This window comes from Lachnospiraceae bacterium oral taxon 096 (assembly GCA_018141845.1).
In the GTDB taxonomy this organism is placed as follows: Bacteria; Bacillota; Clostridia; order Lachnospirales; family Lachnospiraceae; genus F0428.
The window spans coordinates 1,869,426-1,894,842 of sequence record CP073340.1; the positions used below are offsets into that span (position 1 = coordinate 1,869,426).

The following is a 25,417-nucleotide window of genomic DNA, read 5'->3' on the forward strand; positions in this document are numbered from 1 at the left end:
CTGCAACTGGTCCAATAATTGCTGCAAACAGTGAGATAAAAAGAATGCCTACAAATATCATCCAAAAATCCAAGTAGCTCCCTCCCCTCTGTGATTTATCCTATTTTCCTACGCCTCATCAATGGACTTTCCAATGTCTGTGCGCATATATTTATTGCGAAATGAAATCCATTCCGTCGCCTCATAGGCCTTTTGTCTTGCCTGTGCCAAAGTATTTCCCGTTGCTGTAATCCCCAATACTCTTCCACCTGCTGTGACTACTTTTCCATTCTCGTCAAAGGCTGTGCCCGCATGAAAGCAAAAATAATCATCTCTTCCGTCAAATGCCGAAAATCCAGATATTGGCACACCTTTTTCATATTTTTGTGGATATCCATCACTGGCAAGAACGACACAAACGGCTGCATTATCGGCAAACTTCAATTCTATTTGGTCTAATGTTCCATCAATACAAGCATTAAAGACATCTACAATATCATTCTCCATTCTAGGCAGTACGACCTGCGTCTCTGGATCTCCAAATCTTGCATTGTACTCGAGCACTTTTGGACCATCCGCTGTCAGCATCAATCCAAAGAAAATAATACCTTTAAATTCTCTGCCCTCGGCACGCATAGCATCCACCGTCTTTTGATAAATATGTTCCTTACAAAATGCATCCACTTCTTCAGTATAGAATGGACTTGGTGAAAATGTTCCCATTCCCCCTGTATTGAGCCCCTGATCTCCATCCTTCGCTCTCTTGTGATCCTGAGCGGAAGTCATAATTTTTATGGTCTTTCCATCGACAAAGGAGAGAACACTCACCTCTCGCCCAACCATAAACTCCTCGACAACAATCTTCTCTCCTGCACTTCCAAATTCCTTATTGATCATCAATTCCTCAACGCCTGCCTTTGCCTGCTCAAGATCTTGACAAATCAACACGCCCTTTCCCAATGCCAAGCCATCGGCCTTTAATACAATTGGCATCTTCGCTGTTTCAAGATAAGCAAGTGCTTCCTGTGGCGAAGTAAAAGTCTCATAGGCACAGGTTGGAATACCATACTTTTTCATTAAATCCTTTGAAAATGCCTTTGAGCCTTCAAGAATCGCTGCATTTTTTCTAGGGCCAAATACTCGAAGTCCTTCCCTTTCAAATTCATCTACAATCCCTCCACAGAGCGGATCATCCATACCAATTACGGTCAAATCAATAGCTTTTTCCTTTGCAAAGTCAACCAATGCCTGAAAGTTCATCACAGAAATTGGTACACATTCTGCCACCTGAGCAATGCCTGCATTGCCAGGAGCACAATAAATTTTATCTACCTGTTTGCTCTGTGCAATCTTTGTGCAAATGGCATGCTCTCGACCGCCACCGCCGACAACCAATACCTTCATCACTTGACCTCCTCATTGTTTGCGATTTGATGAATGGCCTGGGGTAAAATCACCCACTCTGCCTCTTCCATCACTCTCTGCTGTAAACGCTTTGGCGTATCACCACTTTTTACTTCTACTGCCTTTTGCAAAATAATGGGACCAGAGTCCATCCCCTCATCGACATAGTGAACTGTAGCTCCCGTCACCTTGACTCCCCTTTTCAGTGCAGCCTCATGTACCTTTAAACCATAGTAACCAACGCCACAAAAACTCGGAATCAATGAAGGATGAATGTTAATAATTCTTCCTCGAAAGGCCTCAACCATTTCTGGTGGAATCTTAACTAAAAATCCTGCCAGGACAATCAAATCCAAATTCCTCTCCTTCAGTGCTCTCAGCATGGCTTGATTAAATTCTTCTCGAGTTTCAAAGCTGGATGGAGACAGTGCCATAGCCTCAATGCCTGCATTTTTTGCCCTCTCCAGTGCATAGGCATTGGCATTATTTGAAAAAACAAAGCTCACCTTGGCATTCTTTACTCTTCCTGCATCAATGGCATCTAAAATGGCCTGCAAATTGGTTCCGCCTCCACTGACCAACACTCCGACTTTTAGCATAGTTTCACGCCCTTTTTTCCATCCTCTACATGGCCAATCACAAAGCACTCCTCACCTGCTGCTCGAATTGCCTTTACTGTCGTTTCTTCATCTTCCTTTGCCACACTAAGGAGCATACCAATGCCCATATTATAGGTATTGTACATCATTTCCTCAGAGACATTGCCCTTCTTTGCCATCAATTTAAAAATAGCAGGAACCTCATAGGCATCTTTTCTAATGACAGCAAGCTTATCCTCTGGCAACATTCTTGGAATATTTTCATAGAAACCACCACCCGTGATATGGGAACAGCCATGAACCTTGACACCGGCATCCTTTATTGATTTCATCGCCTTGACATAAATCTTTGTCGGTGCAAGAAGTGCCTCTCCAAGCGTCTTTCCCAGTTCATCATAATAAGTAGCTAGGCTTTCCTTCGTCATATCAAAAATTTTTCTCACCAGAGAAAATCCATTGCTGTGCACACCACTGGAAGCAATGCCAATTAAGACATCGCCACTTTGAATACTTTCGCCTGTAATCATATCCTTTTTGTCGACCACACCGACAGCAAAGCCCGCAAGGTCATACTCATCTTCTGGATAAAAGCCTGGCATTTCTGCCGTTTCTCCACCAATGAGTGCTGCACTAGACTGCACACAGCCATCGGCGACACCAGAGACAATCTGAGCAATCTTTTCAGGCTCATTCTTTCCACACGCAATATAATCAAGGAAAAAGAGTGGCTCTCCGCCTGCACAGGCCACATCATTGACACACATAGCAACACAATCAATACCAATGGTATTGTGCTTATCCATCAAAAAGGCAAGCTTTAATTTTGTGCCCACACCATCTGTTCCCGAAAGAAGAATTGGCTCATCCATCTCCTTGATTTTTTCTAAAGAAAATGCCCCCGAAAATCCGCCGAGACCACCAAGGACCTCTGGACGCATCGTACTCTTTACAAACTTCTTCATCAATTCCACTGACTTATAGCCAGCCTCAATGTCAACTCCAGCACTCTTGTAATCCATATTGTCCTCCTATCTACTTGCCCATCTCTTTTAGATATGCCTCATATCCAATTTCTTTTAGTCGCTCTGCCTTATGAACCACTTCATTTTTCATCTCTTCGGTATAAGCCTCTAATTTTTTTTCTAACTCGCTGTCAGAAACGGCCAAAATCTTTGCTGCCAAAATTCCCGCATTCTTGCCACCATTGATGGCCACAGTCGCACATGGAATACCTGATGGCATCTGTACGATGGAATAGAGTGAATCCACACCACCAAGATCTGATGTCTTCATAGGAACACCAATGACTGGCAATGAAACAAGTGCCGCACACATTCCCGGAAGATGTGCTGCCTTTCCTGCCCCCGCAATAATCACTTTAAAGCCATTTTCCTTTGCCTTCTTTGCCCAGTCAAAGAAAATATCAGGCTCCCTGTGTGCAGATATAATGGTCATCTCAAAATCAATTCCCATTTTCTTTAAAAAATCGGCTGCCTGTGCCATAATCGGCATATCTGAGTCGCTTCCCATTACAATTCCTACTTTTGACATAACTTTTCTCCTTTGTATTGATCTATGTTATTCGGATATTTTCCGCATTAACCAACAATTTAGCCCATGGCCTCATTCAATTCCTCAAGTCCCTCTAGAGCAAACTTTCCATCGACAACAATGGCAATCTCTTTTCCATCTGCACAAATGGCATGGATATCCCCCAATTCATCATATGGAATCGTGATATCGGTGTGACAATTCATATAGGCCTTTTCCCTGTTGCTGTGACGAAGCAAAGAAACTTCATTGTCCTTGGCAATAATTGCCTTTCCATCTGGATTATAAGTCACTTCATCTTCCTCGTGACTGTAGCAGGTATCACCAATTGCAAAATGGGGGCCCATCTTCTCTGCAATTAAAATTGGCAACTGATCAAAAATCTGATACTTCTTTGCCACTGCATAAGCTGTCGTATTGGTTCCAATGGCGAATTCCCCAAGTGGAAGACTCTTTCTGTTCTTTAAAAGTACTTCCTCAATCAAACTCTGATTTTCACTTTCGTTCTCGAAATTTTGACAGGAATACTTTGAGACCATACCATCACAAAACCACAGTCTCAAATCCTTAAATAAAATATCGCCAATATAGACTCTTCCCACATGCAAAAGTCCATTAGTTCCCTTGAGCACTGGTGAAGTAAAGACCTCACCAACAGGAATATTGACATCTGCAACACAATTTTCAAAATTTGTCTGCTTCTTTGGATCCTTCAAGGAGTGTAATTTCACGGTAACATCTGTATCATTTCCCTGTCCACCCTGAACATGTACACATTCTGCCTGATCAAGAGCATCAATAATGATCTGTTGCATCCTCTGATAGTGTTGATAATCCAGTGTATTGATGCGAATAATTTCATCAAAAATCTTGCGATAGCATTCTTTGTCCTCTACAATGTCTGGCAATGGCCAAGCAATAATCGTAAAGCTTGTCTTTTCCGTTTGAACATAGCGATTTAAGAGCATTGAAAATTCATTTGAAAAATCAAGGCGAAGCTTCTTTTGTTTGTCGCTATAACTGAGGGCATGCTCTGTATTTACTGGCACAAAGCTCTTCTCTCCAAAAGTCTCTATCACTGCCGGTCCCGCATAGACATCAAGAATCTCTTTGTTTTCTTCATAGGCCATTTCTAACAGTGCTAATTTTCTATCTGTAAAGGCCTTTTTTAAAATCAATGCCCCGTCAAAGCGATGGTCATAGTCATATTGGCGATTTGGACTCTGCCCACCACATCCACGGCTTCTTTCCCCAACAATATCAGCTAAACGATATGGTGTTCGGTAAAGAATTGGCTCAAATCCCATATCCAAAAAATTTTGAATTGCTACCTTGACCACTCGCTCAAATCCAATCGGACAATGCAAAGAAACATTCTTTACCTTACTCAAATCCTTTCCCAGCACGACAAATCCCTTTTGATAGCCCTGAGTGTAGGTATCCGCCATCTTTTTAATCGTCTCTTCTGGCAATGCATTGAGATACTTTGCCATAGCAATCTCACTATTTGAAATATATTGACCAAATAAAAATAAATAGCGAAGGTCATTCAAATCTGCATTTTCAATAATATCTCGAATAAAGTGATTTTGTGGTGTCAAAGTTTCTCTCACTCGCTCTGGCACAGTGACATCCAAATAGTCAAACATATACCAAAAGAAAATATCTTCCAACTGCTTTGCTGTGACATCTTCTTCCTTAGCTGCTGTATAGATTTCTAAAAAGACCTCCAACACACTGGAGATATTCTCCTCTTTTCTCTCATAAGCCATCGGAATAATGCTTCTAAGCTCTCTTGCAAGGACACAAAGCACCTGTCCAAATTCTTCTCCATATTTTTCAAAAAGTACATCGGGATGGAAAAATGATTTGTTATAATTTTGTGGCAAAATCTGTGCATATAATTTTTCTTGAATAGACTGTAATGTCTCAAAATCATAGTTTTCATACTTTCCACTGTCGATATCCCTTTTTAATTCATCTACATCAATGACAAATTCAGCCATTGACACAAAAAAGTCGCCAAAGTGCACCGACAAATCCTCTTTTGGAATTTGCCGAATGCGTTCTGTGGCAAGTTCATAACGTTCCATCTTCTACCCTCTTCCAAGTATTCCACCAACTACAATAATCAAAAACCACAATAAAAAATTGCATCCCCCAAGTGCCAGTCCAATATAGGCAAGAATCATTCTTGTCTCCTTTTCTAAGAAGGAAAGTATGCCATACCAAAATCCTGCCAAGGCAAAGAGAATGGAACTAATGGCCAAAGCGGACAGTGATAAATCGGGAGCTCCCTTTAAATCCACAACTAAACGATAGGCACAAATGGTAAAGATGGATGCAATCAAACTCAAAAATACCGACATCAAACTTCTTCTTGAAAGTGGCTTTCGCACATAATTGACCAAAGCAGGATTGATTTCTTGCTTTCGATCCTCTGGATAGCTAAACCTCTCCTCTTCGAGAATAGATTGCCCCTTATTTCTGACTGGCTTTAAAAACTTATACTTCTTGTTCTTTCTCAATTTGTCAAACATCTGTCTAATTCTTTGCCCCATATTGCTCGTAGTAATGATCAATTCTTGACTTTAATTCATCATCAATCACGATTCTTCCCTTGTATGGCTTATTATAAAGATGCTCCACAACTTCGTGCATTGTCACAATCGCTGAAGTCTTCATCCCATACTTTTGTGCAATCTCCTTGAGAGCCGATTGTTCTCCCTTTCCTCTCTCACAGCGGTCCACGCTGACAATCAAACCAATAACATCTGCATCGCCCTGACTCTTAATAATTGGATAAGTCTCCTCAATGGAAGTTCCCGCTGTCGTCACATCTTCGATAATGAGCACTCGATCACCATCTGCAATTGGACTTCCAAGCAAAATTCCCTTGTCCCCGTGATCCTTTACTTCCTTGCGATTGGAACAGTACTTCACTTCCTTACCTGTCAATCTTGAAATTTCCATGCTCGTTGCCACAGTCAGCGGAATTCCCTTGTAGGCTGGTCCAAACAAAACATCAAAATCCAAACCAAAATTGTCCTTAATTGCCTGTGCATAGTACTCTCCAAGTTTGGTCAACTGTGCACCTGTTCGATAAAATCCAGTATTGACAAAAAATGGAGTCTTTCTTCCGCTCTTTGTCACGAAATCTCCAAACTTTAACACTTCACAATCAATCATAAATTCAATAAACTCTGCCTTATATCTTTCCATTTCATCCCATTCCTTTTCTACTCACTTTATTTTGCAATGTCACCGCTTACTTGACAGCACCAATCAATTCTCGCACATCTGAAATTTGATGATCCAACAAGTATTTTTCAATGCCATCGACCACTTCCATCGTCACATTCGGATTATAAAAATTGGCAGTTCCCACACTCACCATGGTTGCTCCCGCAAGCAAAAATTCAATCGCATCTTCCCAGCAAGAAATTCCACCCATACCCACAATTGGAATTTGTACTGCCTGTGCCACCTGATAGACCATTCTGACAGCTACCGGCTTAATTGCAGGTCCAGAAAATCCACCCGTGCGATTGGCAACAGCAAATGTCCGCCTTTGAATATCAATCTTCATCCCTGTCAAGGTGTTAATCAGAGAAAGGGCATCTGCACCACCTGCCTGTGCGGCCTTGGCCATCTCTGTAATATCTGTTACATTTGGAGAAAGTTTCATCATCACTGGTTGTTTGGCATGAGACTTTACTGCCTTCGTAATTGCCTCTACTGCCTTTGGATCCTGACCAAAGGCAATACCGCCCTCCTTGACATTTGGACAAGAAATATTAATTTCTAGCATATCGACATCCACATCTCCAAGTTTTTCCACCACATCAATATAGTCCTCTGTCGTCTTTCCGCAGACATTGACAATAATCTTTGTGTTGTACTTTCGCAAAAATGGCACATCTCGCTTTGCAAATACATCAATGCCAGGATTTTGCAAGCCAATGGCATTGAGCATCCCGCCATACACCTCTGCAATTCGTGGTGTAGGATTTCCAGCCCAAGGAATATTGGCCACCCCCTTTGTGGTCACTGCACCCAATCGATTTAAATCCACAAATTCGGCGTACTCTGCCCCTGAGCCAAATGTTCCACTTGCCACAGTCACAGGATTTTGAAATTCAACCCCTGCAATCTCTACCTTCATATTTGGTGCCATTAGATTTCTACCTCCTCAGCTAAAAATACTGGTCCATCTTTGCAAATTCTTCGATTGTTGACCTGTGAGTGATGATCAACTTCCTTTGTCTTGCACACACAAGCTAGGCATGCCCCCACTCCACAAGCCATTTTCTCTTCCAAGGAGATGTAACAGCGAATATGATTTTCCTTTGCATATGCCTTGATTGCTCGAAGCATTGGTGTCGGGCCACAGGCCATAATGGTATCGCCCTTAATTTTTCTTTCTCGAATGGCATCGAGGACATTGCCCTTTACGCCCTCGCTTCCATCTTCTGTGGCCACCACTATTTCACCATAGGCTTTAAATTCCTCTGCCAAAAATAATTGATTATCCCGATATCCCATGACTGCAGTCTTTTTTCCTACCTCAGGGAGCTGTTTCATCAACTCTAACATCGGCGGAATTCCAATACCTCCACCAATCAAAATCACATCTCCCATATCCTCAAGTAAAAATCCATTGCCAAGAGGTCCTAAAACTTCAATCTCATCTCCCGCACCTAATTTTGCAATTTCTGCAGTTCCTGTCTTTTCTCCTGTCACACGATAAACGAGGCGAAGCTCCCCCTTTTCTCTATCAATACCACAAATACTGATTGGTCTTGGTAGCAATCTCGCTGCATCATCAACATAGAGAGAGACAAATTGCCCCGGCACTGCCTCTTCAACCATTTCCTTGCACGCCAAACGCAGGTCATAGATATGTGGTCCAATACAGCTTTGCGAAATCACTCGCACACGCCTCTTTTGCTTGCTCATTATTTCCTCTCCCATTTCCATTTACTTTACTTTTTATCCGTATTATCCGTACTATTTTACCTTATTTGCATTGTCAACATTGTTAACCTTGTCATTATAGCACCCGATTGATATCCGCAATCATATCCATCGTCGCCTGACGAGATGCCTCAAAGAAATTCTCCTCACCAAACTTTTGATACTTTTCTTGGCGATAGGCAGCAATAATTCCTCTCGATGAGTTGACCACTGCACCGAGTCCATCCTCATTAAAACAATATCGTAAATCCTCTGCCGTTCCCCCTTGAGCACCGTATCCTGGCACAAGAAAATAAGTATTTGGCATTAACTTTCTCAAAACCTTACTCATCTCAGGATAAGTTGCACCGACCACAGCACCGACATTGGAATAGACTCCATCCATGCTCTCTTTTCCCCATGCAACCACCTTCTCCGCCACATGCTCATAGAGTGCCCTTCCATCAATTAAGCGATCCTGAAACTCTCCACTGGATGGATTTGATGTCTTTACCAAGACAAAAATGCCCTTATCATCGCTGTTACAAACATCAACAAATGGCTTAATTCCATCACTTCCAAGATATGGATTGACCGTGAGCATATCGGCATCAAATCCCTTGCAAACGGTATTTCCCACCTGAACATGTCCAATATGTCCCACTGCATATGCGGTCGAAGTTGAGCCAATATCTCCCCTCTTTGCATCAGCAATAACAATCAATCCCTTTTCCTTACAATACTTTACGGTCTTATCATACGCCACTAACCCAGCAAGACCAAATTGCTCATACATGGCAATCTGTGGCTTTACCGCTGGAATCAAATCAGCTACGGCATCGATAATTGCCTGATTAAACTTCCAAATGGCATCTGCTGCCCCCTCTAAGGTCTCACCATATTCTTTCAATGAAGTCTCCACTATATGCTTTGGAACATAGGATAACATTGGATCCAATCCCACACATATCGGTGCCTTTGTCTTTTGGATTTTCTCGATTAATCTGCTGATCATAAATTGAATTCTGCCATTGATATTGACTGTAGACAATCAGTCTTATATAAATGGCCTCTCCTCTCCTATAATTTCGTATCAATGTGTCATCTATTATTCTATAATTATTTTGAATATTGCACAAGTCTTTTAGGGAGTTTCTGTAAGATTGAAGAGACGACAATAAAAATTCAATTAATCAAAATAAATGAGAGTCTCCAAGTAAACTTCTTGAACACTCTCATTTTTATATGCATATTCCTGATTCGCACTGACTTTCCTATAACTAACTATCCTTCTCATTTCCCTATGACTATAGCTACATCCTTAGCTCCTTCCATTACTTTCAAATTCAATCCTGTTGTTGTAGTTCCTGCTGAAAGTGTACCCACTGTGACTGCTGTGCCGTTCTCCACTCCTGCTGTTATTGCTATATTGGCTGTAGTTGTACCCACCACTTCTCCAATAGTAGCTGTGCCTTTTGCCACTGTTACGCCAATCTCTCCTCCTGCTGCAATAATTTTACCTGTGACTGCCGCAGTAGTTTTAGCAATCGTTGCTGCACCTACCAATATTTCTTCAGCTACAGCTGCTCCCGTGGCCGCTCCTGCTAGTGCCCCACCTGTTGCCGCAGCGACTCCTGTGGTAGCTCCTGCCAGTGCCCCACCTGTTGCCGCAGCGACTCCTGTGGTAGCTCCTGCCAGTGCCCCACCTGTTGCCGCAGCGACTCCTGTTGCTGCTCCTGCTAATGCTCCGCCTGTTGCCGCAGCGACTCCTGTTGCTGCTCCTGCTAATGCTCCGCCTGTTGCCGCAGCGACTCCTGTTGCTGCTCCTGCTAATGCTCCGCCTGTTGCTGCAGCGACTCCTGTTGCTGCTCCTGCTAATGTTCCGCCTGTTGCTGCAGCTACTCCTCCTGCTGCAATGATTCCACCTGTGACTGCTGTGGCAGCTTCAGCGACTACTGCCAATGCTGGTAATAAAAAGAACATAACTTTTCTCCTTTACTAAAAAAAATACAACTCAGTTTTTTGTGTCTCCTCATCGGACACCTATAATATATCATCTATATTGGTAATTAATTAGCGTTATATTATCTCACTATTTTGTACCTATTTTAGCTATATATTTATAATATTTTAAATTTTATGTTACTTATAAAGTAACTTACATGGGCAAAAAAATCATTAAGAACGAAACTCTATCGCTCTTAATGATTTTTTTAATTCCTATTTCTTTTCCAACATATCTACCGTTGTTCACTGTTCATCTGGTCGATAATCCTTTTATTCATGTGATCATATGATTTCCAATCATCATCTTGAATAGCTATTCCTGAATATCCAAATAATTCTCGAATATTCCTCACAATATCTTCCGTGCTCATTTCTGTCCGTTTTTTAATCTCATCTTCATTGAGTGAGATCATTTCATGTGCTGCCAAATTGCGAACACTTCCCTCAACCTTTCTCAATTCCTCAACAATTTTCTTTAAATGTTCATCCTCCGAAAATTCAAGAATTAAAATTTTTAAATCATTGGCCTTAATGTCTCCTGGCTTAAAAGCATTCTTATACCCACTATTCAGAGCATCGAATATTGGATCTCCCTTAACCATTTTTTTCTTATTCCATTTGTGTTTCTTCCCCCTGTAATCTTCAATACGAATCCCAAGATTACAGAAACTCTTCAATATTAACCAAAATAGTTCTACAATAATTGGAGAAATTCCTCGGACAAATTCCACATACTCACTTCTTTTTAACTTAATCTCAAGACTCAAAGCATATTCAAATACCTTCTTATACTTTTCATCTTGTAATAAGGTAAAACTTTGCCCGATCACATTTTCTATCTGCTCAACTCTTTTCAAGTCCAAAAGACTTCTGTAATAGGCTAACTCTAACATCTTCGTCAAGGTGTGATCACCTATCATCTTTGCAACAGCCCAAGCTGCATCATAATCATAGGCATGAATCAAACCTTTCAACGCTTCCCTTTGCTTAATATTAAAAAGATAATCACGATCGACTTTTTTACTTCGTTTCCCTTTGCTTGTCTCAGCATTATTGTCCTTACAATCATTCCACATTTGATCCACATCGATCGCCTTCACACCCCTAGTATTACTAGAGGTGCTCATTCCTTCATTTGGATCTGTTACTTGAATAATTATATTTTCATACTCTCCAAAAGTTCCCAACACAACAATGGCACTTTTCATTCCTGGAGTTCCTGACGATGCATTTAAATACAACTGTGCATCTGGATTTTCTTCCATAATCTGTTTAATATTTTTTCTAAACTCAGGTATAAACTTATCAAACTCATATACATTTTGAATATGACTATGGAGAATCTCCCATTCTATCTTTTTGTTTCTCCCTTTTTTGTCAGATAATTTCTCAATGATTTTTGTAAATCTATGATCTGCCTTCTCCTTTTCAAATATCTGCTCTGACATATACATATACACTTTATCAATGTCATAATGCCTACATATATGCAACATTGCTCCATCATACCAATTATTTTCTGATATTGGATCTGTATTTCCAATTGGTGAAAATAGTATCTTCATCTCGATACTCCCCTCTTTTTTAGATCTCCACCATACTAACCACTTCGCACTCGCCCATCTGATAGCGTTCAGAGTTTCTTGATTGCGTCATTCTTCCCCTGCTTACATTTGTCGGTTTGTTTCCTTTAATCTCCACACACTTCAAAATTCTTGGAGAAATTCCATGGACTTTGGCGTCGCTTAAATGTTCTTTATTTTGAAACTTACTATCTAAAATCCGCCCTGTAATCTCTATTGCCTTTTTCTCATCAAATAGCGCATACAGATCTGTCTTTGAAATAAAACCTGCTCCACCACCAAGGAAAAATCTTTTATTGCTAACACTGTGCTTTGGACATCCCTTGAATTTATCTTCAAGAATCTCTTTGTAATATTGAGTAAACTCCTCAAACATCTTGAAAAGCTCATCCTTAGTATAAGGAAATATCGTTGTGTCAATGGTGATCGTCGTTTCAATCTTCACCTTAAAGTCCACACACTCTCTCACCAAATTAAGCGAATGTCCTTCTCCCTTTACTGACATATCAAACTTTTTATAAAGAGCCATATTCTTATCGGCAATCTTCTTGCTGTCGCTGATAATCAGACCACGCATAATGCTGTTGACCATATCTTTCCTATCGCTATCGGTCAGCTTACTGTGCAAAAATTTTACACTCATCGCCTTGTCAACCTCATCAAGATGCTCATCTGAGAAATCCTCTGCTACCCTTGCTCTCATTTCATTCTTATATTCCTCATCTGCATGGCGAATAAGATAGGATAAAATCACTGTGCGAAACATCCCCTTTAGACTGCTACCTGGAATATAAGCTTCTCCTCGGCCATCTCTTACAAATGTATTGATATCTTCTCCATTGAAGTTGCCCTTGACATTGCACTCTCTGAGAATCCAATTTTTATAGTCTTTTTCACTAATCTTATGGTCATTAAAAAAGCTCTGTAAATCATCGTTCTTATCACCACTCATCATCAGCTTTTCATAATCTCTCATGAGATTTTTATCTTTACAGATAAAGCCAAGCATCTTGTTGACATCTATGATTTTCACTCTGCCCTTTTTCTCATCGAAGATGTACTCCTTTTTTTTGAGATTTTGACCACTGCCAATAAATACGGGACCCACAGTATTAAATACAAATTTATACTTTTTTAAATAGCTTTCCATACTACTTCACCCCCATAAAGAATGGTATTCCATATCGATAAACAGAATGTTTGCCTCCAGCCGACACATCATAGATATCTCCTGTAAATTTCTGTTTAAAACTTGCCCCTGCCTCGATCATATACAAATCATTCTTTTTGTGATAAGCATCAGCATAGTTTGTAGAGGCAATAAATCCACCTCTTTTCACCAAAGTATACCCCGCATCTTCCAATGCTACATTTAACTCCTCATCCTTTGGAAGAGAAACCGACAAGGTCATCACTTGCTCATATGATTCAATGTTGAATAAATCTTTAAACTCTTTTGGCAAATTGGCTTCCTCTACCTCGAATCTTCCGTAACCTACACTGACCTTTCCCCCAATACCTGTATAGGACAATGAATCAAAAAGTTCCTTCACAAATTGAAAATCTTTTTCTTCTTCATAGGCCACAAGTACATACAATCCGCTGTCTTCTCTGTAGCGATATCCAGCAACTGCATAGAGTTTATTCTCACCATTTCCCCTTGAAATAGAAACTTTATGCGTCAACAAGGACTTTGCAAATCCGTCGTGAAAGTATTTCTCTTCCTCGATCACATCCATTTCTCCTGCAAGATACTTTTTAAATTGATCGATTGGAATATACTTTAGTGCTTTCACTGCCTTTTTCTTTACGGAGTTTCCCTCATCACTATCATTCTTTATCTCAACATGTATCATCGGCTTTGGAACATAGAACTTTTCTTTAATAAAGGGAAGTGCATCGGAAATCTGAACTTTTCTACCTTCACATAGCTCTTTTAATTTTTCTAAGCTTCCCTGACCTAAGGCCTCAATGCAAAGTGCTGAATAGAGAGTATCTGCTCGAAATGTGCTCTGTGCCTTTGTCAAGCCACCATCGCCAAAATGCACATTGGAAGAAAACTTTAATTTTAAAATCTTCGTTTTCATACTATCTCTCCTTTAAAACTTTTTTGCACTCCTCTAAACATTGATCAAATTTGCTCTTTTCATCCTTATTCTTCCAATTTTCAACAACAAATTCTGCACCATCAATCTCAATTTTTACCTGTCCATAGCCTCTAGAACCATGACCTCCAAGATAATCGTACTCCAACAATTTAAAGCCATTCGCAAGTGTCTTAAAGTCCTCTTTGATCTCCTCTACATTATCTGTTTCGACATTATAGATCAAATTTAGCTGATACTTCGTGCCTCGAACTGCTCTTTCAATCTGTCTTGGATTGGCAACAGCTGTCTTTCGAACAATTGTGTTTTCAAATTTAACTTCTGTCACACTAATGCCAAAATCATCCAATTCCTCGGCGTTGGATAAAAAGCAATCTCCAAACAATAGACGACTTGTCTTTGGATTCTTCTTATCCGCCGTATTGCCAAACAATCTCCTTACCTTGTCATCATCTTCATTGTGCTCTTGAGGCAGACTCCAACCCTCAGCATATTGCTTGGCAAGCAAAGTTCTCATTTTTCCCTTTAAACTGCTGCCAGGAATCATTGGCTTATTGTCACATACATCTCGAATAACTGGTGCATCCACTGCTCCAATAGCTGCAAATGCTGAGCCACCTCCAATATGAAGACCTGTCTCTGCTTTAATACTTCCACTAATTTTAATCTTCCCAAACATATTATTCGTCCTTTCCACCTAAAAATTTTCTATATGCAACCAATGCCTCCATATAGTGGCAAAACAAAATAAGCTCCTTCTTGCTATTCCCAATTTTATCAATCTGCTTCTCAATCTGTGCAGCTTCCCAAAAAGCCTTTACAGTCTTTTCTCTTCCTGCCTCATAGACAAAGCGCATCTTAAAGTACTGAATTCTACTCTTGATCTCATCAGAGAGTTCCTTCTTTCCATCATGCCTTGCATCTGTATAAATTTCACTGAGAATTGCCAATAGCTTACGAATCTTTGATGTCGTCAAGAGTTCTTTTCTGCCAATTAATGCAGTAATGACACTCTCCGCCTTTCCAACATAATTCTCCTCTGTAATAAGATCACCCTTATTGTTGTACCCCATCTTTCTCCTCCTTCTCCCTGACTAAATATATATAGAGATAAATCGCTGTTATGGTCTGTCGATTATCCTCACCGCTTTGCATCCACTCATACATGGATTTCTTAAAAGCCTCATATGCCTGCTGTTTTTTGTCATCGGCACTCTTTTCTGGATTCATTCTTGCCAAAACATAAGCCAATCTTGCCAAATGAATGCTGTTTTTCTTTTGTCCTCTAAATAACTCCAACACTTGATAGAGGAAAGCCTTTCCCTTGTCCTCAAACATAGAAAAGAAATCATTAATAGTTGCAAACTTTCCTCGAATGACCTCATCTGTCAACTGATTCCAATGATATCCATTGTCGTCATCAAAAAGTGTAATTGCATTCTTTTTTCCTTCCCCATCTTCATAATGCTTTGAATTATCTTCCAACTCCCCAGTAATATCGGCCATATAAGAAATTGGATAAGTTGGATCACAAATTGCAATGCCCCCAGATATGGTCAACTTTCCCTGTGTAAATTTCTTTAAGCTATTGCTCAGATCAATGGCAAATTCAATGACATCCTTCCAAGCACCTGCCACAAAGACATCATCTCCTCCAGAGTAAATAATGGCAACCCTTCGCCTTCTCTCTGCTGGCTCTATCAATTCTCTTCCCTCTAGATTAAACTCTCCCTCTTTGAGAATCTTATTGATATATAACTTAAAGAAGATGGACAATCTCCTTGAGAAAGTTGCTGCCCTGCTCAATGTCTGCTTGTCCTCTGAAAATCCACTGACAAAGGCCTGACCTAGATTGTCGACATCCGCTCGAAATACACCCAAGCGGTCAATTCCCACTGCATCTTTTACTAGTTCTCCCAGTGTATCTGCATAGTGATAATCTCCGACAAATAAATTTTCCTGTGTATCCTCTCCAACATAACTTCTATTTTTTGAATAGGAGCGAATATAATCTGCCTTCCTCATACACTGCTTTAGTTCATCGCCATTTTTTACTGGAATCAGATACTCTCCCTCAAAAACCTCAAGGCTTTTCTCACCCTTTATCTGGCTCACCACAAAGAAATTTTGATTTAAAATGTCGCTGGACAATTGCATCAGTCCACCACAAACAGGGCAAATATCTCGTCCCTCATCATCTCTTTCTAACCAATCACTACTCCTGTGACAAATCGCACATTCTCTGCTGTGATCATTGATTTTGATTTTATTTAACTCTCGAATGACATCTGCACTATATCTTTTTGACTTTTTCTCTGATATTCTTTCGGATACACCTTGAAAGATCTTTTTATATGATCCAGCTGGATTATTCTCCAATTCGTTGGCACTACATTCTTGATAGCCCGTTGCATAGAAAAGTTCTGCCTGAAAATTCTTTCTAAGCCAAGCATTAATCTCTGCATCCATCTCATCCAGTGCATCTCTTACCCTCTTTGTGTTTGGTAAAATCATATAGTGATGTCCACCGCCAACATAGAGAAGATTCGCTCTAGATAATCCAATCTTTTCCAATGTCTCATCAATGAGATTTTCCATCATAATCTCAAGATAAAATGACCTTGCTCGCAAATTTTTCAAAATATCCGATGTGCCAAAATGCCCATAGATAAACTTTTGAATGCCAGAAAAATCGGCACTAAATAATAGGAATGCTTTCTTATTGCAAAATTCTTCTTCATTTTTTACCAGTTCTTCACTATAATTTCTCTGCCCCTGCTCCTCAAGATATTCATAAATACTGGAGGCAATGGCTGCCGTCATCTTCAAGTGATCAAACAAAGATACATCTTTTGGCTCATCTGTCGCAGCAAAGGATGGCAAGTAGGACAAATGCCTCTCCAATGCCTCGAGTAAGGAATTGACATAAGCTCCTGTAAAGGTCATTCGACCAATGGCTTCATCAACCCCATCTCTTGCACTGCCTATAAAATCTACATTTGCCTTCTTATCAAGCTTATTTTGCTCCACAGGGTAATTGATTCCTTTATCCAAGCTTCTCGCTTGATATACCTTATTTCCCGTACCTTTTTCTTTCTCATTTAAAATATTAAAAATGCTATCTAGTACCGCATCCTTTGGAAAAGACCACTCTGTAGAATCTCCCAATTTTCTGCGATCCGATGCAGATGCAATATTGCTGGCGATATGTGCGATATAGGCTAAAGAATCTTCACTTCCCCCTCCCTGTAGCACCAATTTTTGATGACTAATGATTTCTTTTAAAACATCATCTGTTTGCAATTTCTTTTTCAGATTTTGATTTTTGCCATTGTCTTCTGCATACAGTGCCTTACAAGTGTCGTGTAGCATACAGCCAATCGCAAGTTTTACTTGTTTTTCATTCATCTTCTTCCTCCCCCATCCCTTGATTTGATTACCTTCATTCCTCCCATGCCAATTCCAGTCTTAATCCCAACACCAGAATATTCACCAAAATAGGCGAGCAATCGAAGAATATTTGCCATTTGTCTTGGTCCACGAACTTTATACCGAATACTTCCCATAAATGCAGGGATATTGACACCCTCCAATGGAAAGCGAATACTTCTCATGTTATACCCTGTCAAAATCACATTTCCATCAATATAGTCGAGCAAATCTCGATCATAAATCTTAGAATCCTTTGAAAATTCATCGTAGCGATTGATTAAGTTTCTAAAAATGAGTCTCGCTGTTGGATACAAAGAATACTCGCCTTGAACCTTAAACGATGTCGGTGACACAAATCTTAAATGAATATAGGGATCTCCATCTACCATATAGTATTTTTCAATCAAATCTCGATAATCTTCTTCTATGATATTTCGTTCCAAGATATCCAACTTCTCATTTCTATGTCGCAATGCAATGTGCTCTAATTCAGACAGTGGCTGTAAAATCTTTTCTTTCGCCTCCTGGTCAAGCACACTAATTGTCCACTCAATTCCCTCTGCTCCTTCGGTAATATACTGGCTGTAGGAATGTAAATTGCTCTCATGCAGTTGATCGGCATACTCGCCATCAATCGCCCCCATCATCACCCCTTGCAACAGAGAGCCTATTTCAAATCCATGCTTTTGTTTTGCATCACCTCTTAGTTTCAATTTCAGTGTCGCTGGCATTTCCTTCCTCCTTAGCGATCTTCTTTGACATCTCACATAACTTTAGAGCACTTTCTAATGTAGAGGCACTAATTAAAAATCTTCCTGCGTGACAAAAATTAAAGTCTTCAACACCCGTCATCTTTCTTAGATTCTCTGCACTTTCTCCAGCCCATTGTTCTGGAAAATACAATCCCGTTGCCTCCTCACTGTCTGCTTCTCTTCGCTCGACAACTTGACCATTATATCCGCCTCGCTCCGATGGATAAACCACATAGTCAATGTCCTTGTGGGCAACAACAGGCTCTTTCCAAGGCAAACCTCGATCTAATATGAGCACACCATGATTAGAATTTTTCTCTAGAGCCTCCTCTACAATATGATTTGCCCTTTGAATTCCTGCAATCACTCGAAACTCATCTTCAAGAATCACCTTGGCCAATGCAACCGCCCGCTCAAAGCACACATCAATATCTGCCTCTTCATCCCAGATTGGATTCATATTTCCAATGACTCTGGCCAGCGGATGATACGCCCCTGTGGTGTCATTGATGTCTAATGGCTCAACAAATCTCTTATCAAACTTTTCTGCCATTTCCCTGCCCACAAGCTTTGGGCCCAAATCTCTCCACAATAGCCCAAATGCGGCATAAGCATATCCGCTCTCACGAACCTCTGCCCCCTTTTGATGGTGGTCATACCGTCCTCCACCAATATCAAATGCGATGCCATCAAAGTCCTCTGGCACATGCATCACTCTCTTTACTTTTACCTCTGGCTTTACTATTTTCAATAATGCAGCAGAAAAAACATCATCTGCATGAAATCTTCCTGCATGCGTCATCACTTCATCACTTATTCTCATACTTTCTCCTATTGCGCGTTTTATTTGCGTCATTTATTACATTATAGTTAAATATTCCTTAATTTTCAAGACTAAGCCACATTTAAATTATAATATTCTACTAAATATGGCATCATAAATCGCAAATACTTCGACAAATTCATCAAAGCTCTGTTGCGTGTCCTCGCTAATAATACTGTTTGCACAGGTACTCCTGACTTACATAGATTATAACAGGTCGTCGAATACTCCCTTGTAAAGAGATAGAGCTCTTCTCCCCCCAATGTCTTTAAATAATAATTTAATTTATTTCTTGATTTTTTTGCCACTAAAACATTACTGTTTTTTACTAAATACTTCTTTGCCATCATTTATTCCCTCCAATACATTCTAAATTTGATCTTCATCTACATTCTAAATTTAATCTCCATCTTCGTATTCTTCTTCATCTATAATCTCAAAATCCTCCTCTCTATTTGCTGTGCCTTTATCCTCTAAACTCTTCACCGCAAACATAAGTGCACTGACCAACAAAGCCTTTCCAAATTCTTTTAATAAATCTTTCTTCATTTTTTTCCTCCTACATCAACTCATTATCTCAATCTCTTTAGTTTCGTTAGCTATCACTTCTTATCTGAGTTTAAAAAATCATCGATAATCTGCAAAAGAAATGATCTTGCAGCTGACTTTGCCACCTCCACCGCTATATCCATTGCTTTTTTCTTAAATTCTTCACTCATATTTTTTTCCTCCCTTTTTTTACTAAAAAATAATACTTTTAATGATTCTGATTGCGCCTTTGACAACCACTTCGTTTACCACTTCTCTCACCACGATCTTACCTGCCTCTTTTGCAACTAATACAATAATCTCTTCCATAATGTTTCTCCTTTACTTTACCTATATCTTATTTGTTTTTTGTCTCTGTGATCTTTGTAGCTTTATTATACCTTCGCTTTATAGTGATATCTAGCGTATTATATTTTTTTATTTTTGTTACCAGATATCCTATTATTGTGATTTATTCTTAAATATTAGTTACTATTTAAGTAACTAATATTTATTACCTTATCTTTCGCCTCTATCCTTTCTGTCTTTTCCATTCTTATGCAAGCCATTCCATCTCAAACCACAACCACCTCTTCAAAGTCTTCTCTCTCCTCCCCATACGCCTTGACCTCATTGACACTGTAGAGCTTATAGATGCGAACATTGTCATCTTTGTTCACTTTCTTTTCTAGCTTAGCAATAAAGTTATCATATTGCTTTTCTGTCAAGCAGGCCTCAAATGCAGATTTTTGCACCCTATGCCCATAAGAATTCAAGAATTTTGCCATTTTCAATCGCTGTTTATCCTCTGAAATATCATAGATAATCACCACAACATACTTTCGCTCCATACATTTTCTCCTATCTCAACCGAATTGGACAATACTCCTTAAAGTCTCCACTTTCCACACAACTAGCAATCGTTTTTATTTGATGCCACACCGCCTGTCGAAAATCCATTTTTCCATCGATATAACTTAGATAATCACTCTCTGTGTGCATCTTTTTCTCTAATTTTGTTATCAATTTCTTCTTTCCTTCTTTAGACATCCACACTCCTTCCCCATCTGGATCCACTCTAAACTCGTCAATCGAAATCTCATTTCCCTGAATCATACTAAAAACCACAGCATCTACAATCGTTGCCCTCCACTCCTCCAATAAATCACTTGCCAGAGCAGCATGTTGACTTTTTAATTTATGCATAAATCCCACAAATGGGGACAATGATTTTGCTTCAATCTCTGCATAAATCTCATTTGACAATATGGTATAACCCAGACTAATCATTGCATTAAAGGCATCCTTTGGCGGACGCTTCGATCTTCCATCAAAGGCAAAATCTTTCTTAATCATTTTTGAAAGTGCCTTAAAATACTCCTTTGCGGCCATTCCCTCACATCCCATAGCTGCCTCGATATCCTTTGTCTTCCCTACATTTTTGCGAAAAGCAGACATCAGTTTTACTTCATCCGAAACATCAGCTTTACTTGTTCTGGCATATCTTTTTACCAAAACCATTTGATTATTAATTTTGGCTTCCAAAATCTTTTTGCTCAAGGCAAGACATTGCTCTTCATTGTCGCTCAAATAGATTTGTTTTTTGATTCTAAGTGCATTGCCACTGGATGCTCCCTCTAATTTTCCAGCATATTTTCCTGTAGGCAAAAGAAAGACAACCTTAATATCCCTCTTTAGACACTCCCTATGTGCCTGCAAACTCATTTGACCGCCACCAAAAACCATCACTGATTCCAAGGTCTCGATTGGCACACTTTTTGTCTTTCCGTCCTTACACTCAACGACAAACTTTCCATCCACTGCTCTTAAATTTGCTCCCTGCTCTGTCACATAAAGGCATGCCATAGTTCTTCCTCCTATTTACTCTATTCTCTATCTTTTTGTTGTTTCCTCTCGTCCGATCCTGTACTTGAAGTATAACAAATTTACTTTGTTTTCGTTAGCGACATCTATTTCTTTGATTTTCTCACTATTTTCAATAATATATTGTATTATTGGCTTTATTTATGTTACTATCATAGTAATTACAATCTACAATCATTTTCGTAATTTCCTGTAATCAGAGTCATAACTTATGGAGGTGGATTTCTTATGAAATTTTATAATTCAAATGATGAAGGAAAAGTTCGTATTCGTTTTTCAATAACGGCTTCAAAAGTAATTCAAGATGATATGTCTATATTTTCTGTCAAGAGTATTTCTGAATTTATCAATATTGTTGTTGCCAATTTTTACAATGAACCAGCAAACAAAGCCTCTATTAATCACTACCTTGAAATACAAGAAAGTACACTCAAAAAACAGTTAAGTGCTGCTGGGCTTGATTCCAATACCATAGAACACACACTAAGATATTTAATTGATAAAGAGGGAGAAACTTCTAAAAAAAGAAAAAAAGATGAAATAAAAAGTGCTCGAATGGAAGTAGAGGAAGAATTGCAGGGCTATTTGAAACAAAAAAATACCATTCCTAGCAAATGCTATTCCCTCAGAAACAATGTAAAAGAATTACTATCCACTTTGGAGGAAGCTGACTTTTACTATGGTATGTCTGCACCCTATGTCAAATGCACTATTGAAGTTTATGCAAGGCTTCCCTTTATCGAGAGAGAACGCATTTACAAAAAAGAGATTTATGACCTCCTAAATACAGCAATCTCAGAAAAACTTCCTCTGAGAATTGATACAAATGTAGGAGATCAGATCCTCTCCTTCAAGGTATTTCCCTACAAAATCCTACCAAATGATCTTCACTCCGAAGATTTTTTAGCATGTTATACCATTCCCATTGACTCAGAGCACACGAAAAGAGATAAAGGACCTGCATCATTTGTCCTGTCTAAGCTAACTTTAAAAACTGTTCGTATACATTCTAGGAATCCATCTCCTCTATACAATACGGATATCAAAGCATTAGAAGAAGCCATTCGTGTACGTGGAATTGAATTTTTGCTCGATGATGTCGATGACATTGATGTCTATCTGACTGAAGCAGGAAAAACCCTCTGTATGACTAAACTCGCTGGCCGACCTAAAATTAATATTTTGCCAACACAAAATGAGTACACTATCCGTTGTTCGACCTATCAAGCCAAAAAATACTTTGCTAAATTTGGTAAAGATGCGATTATTTTAAGTCCCCTCTCCCTCCGAAATGAGATGATCGAGTTTTATAAAGAAGCTATTGAAGGCTATCAAAATTATTCAGAAGAATAGAGCAAATATAGAGCAAATGAATAGCACAGTGATTCACACAAAGTATTTGACAAAGAACCGATAAAAAGAGTTGTTGCTTCCATAGACAAATAATAAAAATAATCTATGGGAGCAACAGCTCCTTTTTTGTGAGCAAAACACCCCAATATAAATTTAAAATTTCATAGAAAAATATAACTTTAGAAAGATATAACTTAGAAAGCAAATAGACCGAAAGTAGTGAACTACCCATAGTCTAAAGCCTATGGGCTTCCTGCTTCGCTGACCTCGCAACCTACTATCTCCACAGGCGTTAATTCGGGCAGTCCCTGCCCTATTGTTTTTTCTTATACTACTTGTCTTAATCCTTCTGCCAATATATTTTTTGCCGCATTGATATCTCTATCGTGTTTTGTATTGCAGAAAGGACACATCCAATCTCTTACTTTTAGATCTTTTACATTTGTATTTTTATATCCACAACTAAAACATAGCTGGCTACTTGCATAAAATGTATCTATCTTAATATAATTTCTACCATTCCATTTTGACTTATATTCCAGTTGTCTTGTCAGCTCATACCACGATACATCGCTTATAGTTTTCGCTAAATTATGATTTTTCACCATATTTTTTATCTGTAAGTTTTCCGAAACTATCACTTGGTTTTCGTTTATAATTTCGCTTGAAATCTTATGCAGATAATCTTTTCTTGTATTAGCTATTTTCTCATGGCATAGTGCTATTTGTTTCCTTTTTTTCTGATAGTTCCTACTCCCCTTTGTTTTATTTGCTAATTGTCTTTGTAATCTTGTAAGCTTTTTCTCATATTTTTTAATTGTCTTCGGATTTTCATATTTCTTCCCATCTGATGTGATACATAAATCTTTTATCCCTAAATCCAATCCTATTTGTCCGTTTGTCTTTACAAGTGGACTATGTTCAGTTTCTACAAGAACAGACACATAGTACTTGCCACTTGGTACCTTAGATATAGTTGCTGTTTTTATCCGACCTGAAAATTTTCTATGTAATTTTATTTTTACCCTTTTTAATTTTGGCAGCTTTATTCTTCCTCTATCAAAATCTACAGTTATATTCCCATTTGTAAAATTGGTTGTGTATGATTTACGATTACTGTGCTTACTCTTAAACTTTGGATAACCTGCATGTTCTTTGAAAAACTTTTGATAAGCACTATCCATATTATAAATTGCATTTGTTAAAGCAAATTTATCTACTTCTTTTAGCCATTCATAAGCTTTTTTCAGCTCTCTATTGCAATAATTATTACAATCTGTTTTACTGACAGACTTTTTTTCTTTTTCATAAGCATCTTTTCTGTACGCAAGGGTTTGATTATATACAAAACGACAACAGCCAAATGTCTTTGCTAACTGTATTTCTTGCTCTTTGTTTGGATAAATCCGATATCTATATGCCTTTAACATTAAGCTTACCCGCCTTTCTACCCTTGATTTTCTATATATTGCTTTAACATTTCTTCAGAAACATTGCCTACGCTACAAGCAAAATATCCATCCGTCCAAAATGTATGTTCTTTCCAAAAATGATTCTTAAGATATTCTGTATGCTTTTTCCATATATGATATGTTGTATAACTCTTAATTAGATTAACCACTTTACTTATGGATATTGTAGGCTCAGTTTCTATCATATAGTGTATATGGTCTTTGTCTGTTTCCATATATTTTATGATTATATTACTCTTTGTGCATATCTCATAAGAAAATTGTTTTATATAATCTGATATTTCTTTTGATACTAAAAGCTTTTTTCTATACTTACATACAAAAAATAATATGATACTGTAATAAATATTTGTGTCTATTCTTTGATTTCCATACTCCCATAACGCTAGTTATTGTATCACAAATATCTATTTTTTGCTACCTTAACCCACCATCTAAAGCTAGTGGGATTGCGGTAGCATTATTTCAAAGCTCATTCAAATAACATCTTTCCTGAAATCTTTTAATTCTTCGTCCCCTAAACGGGGAATCCATTAATATTCATCAATTAATCAATACAATGCAATACTGATTAATGCCAAAATTCACCGTCTCCTGTTGCGATTGACGATTGATTTTCCATTTTCGTCCCCTAGACGGGGAATCATTTTCTAAACGTAGTGGGTAGAATCACTCCCAGATGAATTTAAGAACGTTTCCGTCCCCTAGACGGGGAATCATTTTCTAAACAGCAACAGCGGACAGCATTAGAATTGAATTGCAAAGTTTCCGTCCCCTAGACGGAGAATCATTTTCTAAACCTATAAATCCAAATTAGACCAATACAAAGACTCAGATATTAGTTTCCGTCCCCTAGACGGGGAATCATTTTCTAAACGGAGGTGATAAATGAGTTCTCAACTCAGGGAGACTAGTTTCCGTCCCCTAGACGGGGAATCATTTTCTAAACTGAAGAAATGTTAGCGAAGTCTAACATCGGATTACAGTGT

Annotated in this window: 25 protein-coding genes, 1 pseudogene and 1 CRISPR repeat array (1 of these 27 running past the window's edge); of the genes and pseudogenes, 1 reads left to right on the top strand and 25 read right to left on the bottom strand. The window is 38.8% G+C overall.

Going from position 1 to position 25,417, the window contains the following annotated elements; genetic code table 11:
• Positions 1-108 precede the first annotated feature (108 nt).
• The 23 genes from purD to cas1 all read right to left on the bottom strand — a co-directional run bounded on the left by purD (position 109) and on the right by cas1 (position 21,585).
• Positions 109-1,383, bottom strand: a complete 1,275-nt coding sequence (purD, locus tag J5A74_09030; GenBank protein ID QUI95513.1) for a phosphoribosylamine--glycine ligase — start codon at positions 1,381-1,383, stop codon at positions 109-111.
• The gene (locus tag J5A74_09035) at positions 1,383-1,982 is read right to left on the bottom strand and encodes a phosphoribosylglycinamide formyltransferase (protein ID QUI95514.1); all 600 of its coding nucleotides are present in this window, start codon (positions 1,980-1,982) and stop codon (positions 1,383-1,385) included. Before J5A74_09035 ends, purD begins: the two co-directional genes overlap by 1 nt.
• A complete protein-coding gene (locus J5A74_09040) occupies positions 1,976-3,001 on the bottom strand; it encodes a phosphoribosylformylglycinamidine cyclo-ligase (protein QUI95515.1) in 1,026 nt (341 codons plus the stop codon). Before J5A74_09040 ends, J5A74_09035 begins: the two co-directional genes overlap by 7 nt.
• A gap of 13 nt (positions 3,002-3,014) precedes the next feature.
• Entirely contained in the window at positions 3,015-3,533 is a 519-nt protein-coding gene (gene purE / locus J5A74_09045; protein QUI95516.1) for a 5-(carboxyamino)imidazole ribonucleotide mutase, read from the bottom strand.
• Positions 3,534-3,592: 59 nt separating this feature from the next.
• Positions 3,593-5,626: an aminopeptidase gene (locus J5A74_09050; protein QUI95517.1), complete on the bottom strand. Its 2,034-nt coding sequence runs from the start codon at positions 5,624-5,626 to the stop codon at positions 3,593-3,595.
• 3 nt (positions 5,627-5,629) lie between these two features.
• Entirely contained in the window at positions 5,630-6,094 is a 465-nt protein-coding gene (locus tag J5A74_09055; GenBank protein QUI95518.1) for a hypothetical protein, read from the bottom strand.
• A complete protein-coding gene (gene pyrE, locus J5A74_09060; protein ID QUI95519.1) occupies positions 6,078-6,755 on the bottom strand; it encodes an orotate phosphoribosyltransferase in 678 nt (225 codons plus the stop codon). The genes J5A74_09055 and pyrE overlap by 17 nt, the downstream gene beginning before the upstream one ends.
• Positions 6,756-6,801: 46 nt before the next feature.
• Positions 6,802-7,710: a dihydroorotate dehydrogenase gene (locus tag J5A74_09065; protein QUI95520.1), complete on the bottom strand. Its 909-nt coding sequence runs from the start codon at positions 7,708-7,710 to the stop codon at positions 6,802-6,804.
• A complete protein-coding gene (locus J5A74_09070; GenBank protein QUI95521.1) occupies positions 7,710-8,492 on the bottom strand; it encodes a dihydroorotate dehydrogenase electron transfer subunit in 783 nt (260 codons plus the stop codon). Before J5A74_09070 ends, J5A74_09065 begins: the two co-directional genes overlap by 1 nt.
• A 94-nt stretch (positions 8,493-8,586) precedes the next feature.
• Positions 8,587-9,504 (bottom strand): orotidine-5'-phosphate decarboxylase, encoded by a 918-nt coding sequence (pyrF, locus tag J5A74_09075; protein ID QUI95522.1) that lies wholly within the window; start codon positions 9,502-9,504, stop codon positions 8,587-8,589.
• Between the two features lie 278 nt (positions 9,505-9,782).
• Positions 9,783-10,472 carry a hypothetical protein gene (locus tag J5A74_09080; protein ID QUI95523.1) on the bottom strand — a complete coding sequence of 230 codons (690 nt, stop codon included), beginning with the start codon at positions 10,470-10,472 and terminating at the stop codon, positions 9,783-9,785.
• A 257-nt stretch (positions 10,473-10,729) separates the two neighbouring features.
• Complete coding sequence (locus tag J5A74_09085) at positions 10,730-12,061, bottom strand: CRISPR-associated protein Csm6 (GenBank protein QUI95524.1); 1,332 nt, start codon at positions 12,059-12,061, stop codon at positions 10,730-10,732.
• Positions 12,062-12,080: 19 nt separating this feature from the next.
• Positions 12,081-13,229 (bottom strand): type III-A CRISPR-associated RAMP protein Csm5, encoded by a 1,149-nt coding sequence (gene csm5, locus J5A74_09090; GenBank protein ID QUI95525.1) that lies wholly within the window; start codon positions 13,227-13,229, stop codon positions 12,081-12,083.
• Position 13,230: 1 nt separating this feature from the next.
• A complete protein-coding gene (gene csm4 / locus J5A74_09095) occupies positions 13,231-14,166 on the bottom strand; it encodes a type III-A CRISPR-associated RAMP protein Csm4 (GenBank protein QUI95526.1) in 936 nt (311 codons plus the stop codon).
• 1 nt (position 14,167) lies between these two features.
• Positions 14,168-14,863 (bottom strand): type III-A CRISPR-associated RAMP protein Csm3, encoded by a 696-nt coding sequence (gene csm3, locus J5A74_09100; protein QUI95527.1) that lies wholly within the window; start codon positions 14,861-14,863, stop codon positions 14,168-14,170.
• Position 14,864: 1 nt separating this feature from the next.
• Positions 14,865-15,257 carry a type III-A CRISPR-associated protein Csm2 gene (csm2, locus tag J5A74_09105; protein ID QUI95528.1) on the bottom strand — a complete coding sequence of 131 codons (393 nt, stop codon included), beginning with the start codon at positions 15,255-15,257 and terminating at the stop codon, positions 14,865-14,867.
• Positions 15,241-17,592, bottom strand: coding sequence for a type III-A CRISPR-associated protein Cas10/Csm1 (gene cas10, locus J5A74_09110; GenBank protein QUI95529.1), 2,352 nt, complete (start codon positions 17,590-17,592; stop codon positions 15,241-15,243). Before cas10 ends, csm2 begins: the two co-directional genes overlap by 17 nt.
• A complete protein-coding gene (gene cas6 / locus J5A74_09115; GenBank protein QUI95530.1) occupies positions 17,589-18,347 on the bottom strand; it encodes a CRISPR-associated endoribonuclease Cas6 in 759 nt (252 codons plus the stop codon). Before cas6 ends, cas10 begins: the two co-directional genes overlap by 4 nt.
• Entirely contained in the window at positions 18,313-19,191 is an 879-nt protein-coding gene (locus J5A74_09120) for an MYG1 family protein (GenBank protein ID QUI95531.1), read from the bottom strand. Before J5A74_09120 ends, cas6 begins: the two co-directional genes overlap by 35 nt.
• 71 nt (positions 19,192-19,262) lie before the next feature.
• Complete coding sequence (locus tag J5A74_09125) at positions 19,263-19,541, bottom strand: hypothetical protein (GenBank protein ID QUI95532.1); 279 nt, start codon at positions 19,539-19,541, stop codon at positions 19,263-19,265.
• A gap of 49 nt (positions 19,542-19,590) precedes the next feature.
• The gene (locus tag J5A74_09130; protein QUI95533.1) at positions 19,591-19,740 is read right to left on the bottom strand and encodes a hypothetical protein; all 150 of its coding nucleotides are present in this window, start codon (positions 19,738-19,740) and stop codon (positions 19,591-19,593) included.
• Positions 19,741-20,294: 554 nt separating this feature from the next.
• The gene (gene cas2 / locus J5A74_09135) at positions 20,295-20,570 is read right to left on the bottom strand and encodes a CRISPR-associated endonuclease Cas2 (GenBank protein QUI95534.1); all 276 of its coding nucleotides are present in this window, start codon (positions 20,568-20,570) and stop codon (positions 20,295-20,297) included.
• 10 nt (positions 20,571-20,580) lie between these two features.
• Positions 20,581-21,585, bottom strand: coding sequence for a CRISPR-associated endonuclease Cas1 (gene cas1, locus J5A74_09140; GenBank protein ID QUI95535.1), 1,005 nt, complete (start codon positions 21,583-21,585; stop codon positions 20,581-20,583).
• 246 nt (positions 21,586-21,831) lie between these two features.
• Between cas1 and J5A74_09145 the strand changes: the two genes are divergently transcribed.
• Positions 21,832-22,956, top strand: coding sequence for a hypothetical protein (locus J5A74_09145; protein ID QUI95536.1), 1,125 nt, complete (start codon positions 21,832-21,834; stop codon positions 22,954-22,956).
• A gap of 326 nt (positions 22,957-23,282) precedes the next feature.
• On the opposite strand, the gene tnpB is transcribed toward J5A74_09145, so the two are convergent.
• On the bottom strand, positions 23,283-24,386 hold the full coding sequence (gene tnpB / locus J5A74_09150; protein ID QUI95537.1) for an IS200/IS605 family element transposase accessory protein TnpB: 1,104 nt from the start codon (positions 24,384-24,386) through the stop codon (positions 23,283-23,285).
• Between the two features lie 17 nt (positions 24,387-24,403).
• A pseudogene (gene tnpA, locus J5A74_09155) lies at positions 24,404-24,809 on the bottom strand (IS200/IS605 family transposase).
• 239 nt (positions 24,810-25,048) lie between these two features.
• Positions 25,049-25,417: a CRISPR direct-repeat array (repeat unit 36 nt; unit sequence GTTTCCGTCCCCTAGACGGGGAATCATTTTCTAAAC) (it continues 2,536 nt past the right edge of the window).

Coding starts and splice junctions, on each gene's coding strand:
- csm2 (QUI95528.1), bottom strand. CDS start 15,257: ATGGGGTACAACAATAAGGGTGATCTTATTACAGAGGAGAATTATGTT.
- J5A74_09065 (QUI95520.1), bottom strand. CDS start 7,710: ATGGCACCAAATATGAAGGTAGAGATTGCAGGGGTTGAATTTCAAAAT.
- tnpB (QUI95537.1), bottom strand. CDS start 24,386: ATGTTAAAGGCATATAGATATCGGATTTATCCAAACAAAGAGCAAGAA.
- J5A74_09120 (QUI95531.1), bottom strand. CDS start 19,191: ATGAGAATAAGTGATGAAGTGATGACGCATGCAGGAAGATTTCATGCA.
- csm3 (QUI95527.1), bottom strand. CDS start 14,863: ATGTTTGGGAAGATTAAAATTAGTGGAAGTATTAAAGCAGAGACAGGT.
- pyrF (QUI95522.1), bottom strand. CDS start 9,504: ATGATCAGCAGATTAATCGAGAAAATCCAAAAGACAAAGGCACCGATA.
- J5A74_09070 (QUI95521.1), bottom strand. CDS start 8,492: ATGAGCAAGCAAAAGAGGCGTGTGCGAGTGATTTCGCAAAGCTGTATT.
- pyrE (QUI95519.1), bottom strand. CDS start 6,755: ATGGAAAGATATAAGGCAGAGTTTATTGAATTTATGATTGATTGTGAA.
- J5A74_09125 (QUI95532.1), bottom strand. CDS start 19,541: ATGATGGCAAAGAAGTATTTAGTAAAAAACAGTAATGTTTTAGTGGCA.
- J5A74_09145 (QUI95536.1), top strand. CDS start 21,832: ATGAAATTTTATAATTCAAATGATGAAGGAAAAGTTCGTATTCGTTTT.
- J5A74_09130 (QUI95533.1), bottom strand. CDS start 19,740: ATGAAGAAAGATTTATTAAAAGAATTTGGAAAGGCTTTGTTGGTCAGT.
- J5A74_09085 (QUI95524.1), bottom strand. CDS start 12,061: ATGAAGATACTATTTTCACCAATTGGAAATACAGATCCAATATCAGAA.
- cas10 (QUI95529.1), bottom strand. CDS start 17,592: ATGAATGAAAAACAAGTAAAACTTGCGATTGGCTGTATGCTACACGAC.
- csm5 (QUI95525.1), bottom strand. CDS start 13,229: ATGGAAAGCTATTTAAAAAAGTATAAATTTGTATTTAATACTGTGGGT.
- cas6 (QUI95530.1), bottom strand. CDS start 18,347: ATGCCAGCGACACTGAAATTGAAACTAAGAGGTGATGCAAAACAAAAG.
- purE (QUI95516.1), bottom strand. CDS start 3,533: ATGTCAAAAGTAGGAATTGTAATGGGAAGCGACTCAGATATGCCGATT.
- J5A74_09055 (QUI95518.1), bottom strand. CDS start 6,094: ATGGGGCAAAGAATTAGACAGATGTTTGACAAATTGAGAAAGAACAAG.
- csm4 (QUI95526.1), bottom strand. CDS start 14,166: ATGAAAACGAAGATTTTAAAATTAAAGTTTTCTTCCAATGTGCATTTT.
- J5A74_09050 (QUI95517.1), bottom strand. CDS start 5,626: ATGGAACGTTATGAACTTGCCACAGAACGCATTCGGCAAATTCCAAAA.
- J5A74_09040 (QUI95515.1), bottom strand. CDS start 3,001: ATGGATTACAAGAGTGCTGGAGTTGACATTGAGGCTGGCTATAAGTCA.
- J5A74_09035 (QUI95514.1), bottom strand. CDS start 1,982: ATGCTAAAAGTCGGAGTGTTGGTCAGTGGAGGCGGAACCAATTTGCAG.
- cas2 (QUI95534.1), bottom strand. CDS start 20,570: ATGGAGCGAAAGTATGTTGTGGTGATTATCTATGATATTTCAGAGGAT.
- J5A74_09080 (QUI95523.1), bottom strand. CDS start 10,472: ATGTTCTTTTTATTACCAGCATTGGCAGTAGTCGCTGAAGCTGCCACA.
- cas1 (QUI95535.1), bottom strand. CDS start 21,585: ATGGCATGCCTTTATGTGACAGAGCAGGGAGCAAATTTAAGAGCAGTG.
- purD (QUI95513.1), bottom strand. CDS start 1,383: ATGAAGGTATTGGTTGTCGGCGGTGGCGGTCGAGAGCATGCCATTTGC.